The 2,668-nt window shown below is 63.2% G+C and carries 2 protein-coding genes; both read left to right on the plus strand.

The features are described from left to right. The first annotated feature begins 603 nt into the window (after positions 1 to 603). Entirely contained in the window at positions 604 to 1,614 is a 1,011-nt protein-coding gene (gene pstS / locus D2K64_RS23240; protein ID WP_162306248.1) for a phosphate ABC transporter substrate-binding protein PstS, read from the plus strand. Positions 1,615 to 1,676: 62 nt separating this feature from the next. Then, positions 1,677 to 2,668 (plus strand): Na/Pi cotransporter family protein (locus D2K64_RS23245; protein ID WP_162306249.1); only part of this gene is annotated, 992 nt, incomplete at its 3' end.

Below are 2,668 nucleotides of genomic sequence, written 5' to 3' on the forward strand. Positions count from 1 at the left end.
TCACCAGCTTGAATCACATCACCCCCGTGTCGGGGAAGCCCCCGTCGTGAGTCACGACCATCGGGAGTTGGTATAAGCTAGGGCTCAGGCAAGAACAACCTGCGAGCTTGCGGCGATCGACGCACGGCGATTTCGCTTCGCCGTGGAGGAGGTTCACACTTTGCACGGCAGTTCATAAGCGAACTGGCACACCGACTTCGGACAACCAACGCAACGCTGTAGATCAGATATCTCGATAGCCCAGAGATGCTCAAAAACTGCTTCGTTCTACGAAGGTATGCTCTGCGATGTAGCAGGGCCTGCTAGAACTCTGCGTAGAATAATGAACGTGATCTATAACCTTTCAATACAGTGCACGTGCTTCTTGATCTCGTCGTCATAGACCACCGCCGTCTTCTGGGAGAGTAGGCTAATCAGGGCAGCAAATATGACTGTCATGAACACGTCTTTTGCCGCCGCATGATCATCACGGTACCGGGACGAGACGGCTCGAGCGGATGCCGGTCAGGGTGACCGTCACCCTCCCGTCGCAGCGGCGCTTGTCATCGCGCCGGAAAGAAGGTCCGTATGCAGAGGCGCCTGGCCGCCATCGTGCTCGCGGCGATGATCATCGCCGCACCCCTCCTGTCCGCCAGTGCTGAGAGCTTCTCGGGCGCGGGGTCAACCTTCGCTCACCCCATCCTGGCCCGCTGGGGTCAGGCCTATGCTTCCCTGCAAGGTGAGGGTGGCAGCGCCTTTGCCGCCGATGGCGGCTTCGACTACGAGCCTGTGGGTTCAACAGCGGGCATCATGCGTGTGCTGCAGGGAGCCGTGGAGTTCGGCGCGACCGACATCGCCCTGCCGCCGCAGGAACTGGATCAGCAGCGCCTTCTTCAGTTTCCGGTCACCAGCGGAGGCGTTGCCATCGTGGTGAACCTGCGCGGTATCGGCTCGGATTCCCTGCGCCTCTCTGCTTCCGTGCTGGCGCGTATCTACCTCGGTGAGATCACCCGCTGGTCTCACCCCGATCTCGCCGCTCTGAACGTAGGGCTTGCCCTGCCGGATACGCCGATCACCGTGGTTCAGCGGAGCGACGGATCCGGCACCAGCTGGCACTTCACTCGCTATCTCACCTCTGGCAGCCCTGAATGGCGGCAGCGTGCAGGCGTCGCCGCCCAGCCGAAATGGCCGGTCGGCGTCGGCGCGCGCGGCAATGGCGAGATGGCCGATCGTGTCCAGAGCACCGAGAACGCCATCGGCTACATGGAGGCGAGCCAGGCACAGCGCCGCGGCCTGTCGGTCGTGCTGCTGGAGAACCAGGCCAAACGCTATGTCGCGCCCTCGGTGCCGGCCCTGCGCAGCGCCTTGTCCAGTACACGCCTGGATCCGACGCAGCATTTCCACGACGTCGAGGCGAATGCCCAGGCCACGGAGGCCTATCCCATCGTCGCAACCGTGTTCGCGCTGGTGCCCCGGGAACCCGGTAGCCGCCGGCGTCACCGACAGGCGATGGACTTCTTCCGCTTCGCCCTGACTGAACGGGCCAGTGACGCGGAGCTCCTCGGCTACGTTCCTCTGCCTGATTCAACAGTGCAGCAGGTCATCGAATACTGGCGTGCCGCACTCCCCCGCTGAAGCCGCCGTACCGTCCAGCCTCCAGCCGTCCCTCTCCCGTTCCAGGAAAGAGCAACGTTTCGATGCAAGTCGACGTCTTCACACAGGTGATCGTGCCGGTGATCGGGGGCTTGGGCATCTTCATGCTCGGCCTCGAGTTCATGGCCAACGGCATCCAGGCACTCGCCGTCACCAAGATGCGGAACCTGCTGGCCAAGATCGCCGGCACCCCCGCCAAGGGCGTGCTCGCCGGCACCTTCATCACGGGCATCATCCAGTCTTCCACCGCCATGACCGTCATGGTCGTTGGCCTGGTGAACGCGGGGGTGGTCGGCCTCAGGCCCGCGATCAGCGTCATCATGGGCGCCAACATCGGCACCACGCTGGGCAATGGCCTGATCGCGCTGCCGCTTGGACCACTCGGTCTGCTGCTGGGTGGCCTCTTCGCCCTGCTCTACATCTTCGCCAAGACCGACAAGGTGAAGAACATCGCTCTGGCCTGCATGGGCTTCGCGCTGATCTTCTACGGCCTGAACTTGATGACGGGCGGGTTGCGTCCCCTGCGGGCCATGCCCGAGGTGATGAACGTCATCTCCACCCTGCACGCCGACACCTTCGGCGGCCTGCTGGCCTGCGTGCTGACGGCAGCGCTGATCACCGCCCTGATCCACTCCTCCTCCGCCACCATCGGCATCGTCATGGGCCTCGGCGCCGCGGGCGTGTTGAGCTGGGAAACGGCAGTCGCCTTCTCGCTCGGGGCGGATCTCGGAACCACGGTCACGTCATGGCTGGCGTCGCTGAACCTTTCGCGCAACGCCAAGCGGGCAGCCTACGCCCACATCGCCTTCAACATCATCGGCGTGATGGTCACCATCCCGCTCTTCTTCCTCTCCATGGAGGTGCTGCGCTACGCCATGGGCTGGTTCGGCGGTGATCCCGGGGTGCCGGTGGTGGTCAACGGCCGTGAAACCTATCCTCTGGTGCCGGTGGCCATCGGCCTGTACTCGACCTTCTTCAACATTTTCAATGTGATCCTGCTTTATCCCTTTATCGGCGTGTTTGAGCGCGTGCTGTC

Source organism: Teichococcus vastitatis (genome assembly GCF_003604215.1).
In the GTDB taxonomy this organism is placed as follows: domain Bacteria; phylum Pseudomonadota; class Alphaproteobacteria; order Acetobacterales; family Acetobacteraceae; genus Pseudoroseomonas; species Pseudoroseomonas vastitatis.

Coding starts and splice junctions, on each gene's coding strand:
- pstS (WP_162306248.1), top strand. CDS start 604: ATGATCATCGCCGCACCCCTCCTGTCCGCCAGTGCTGAGAGCTTCTCG.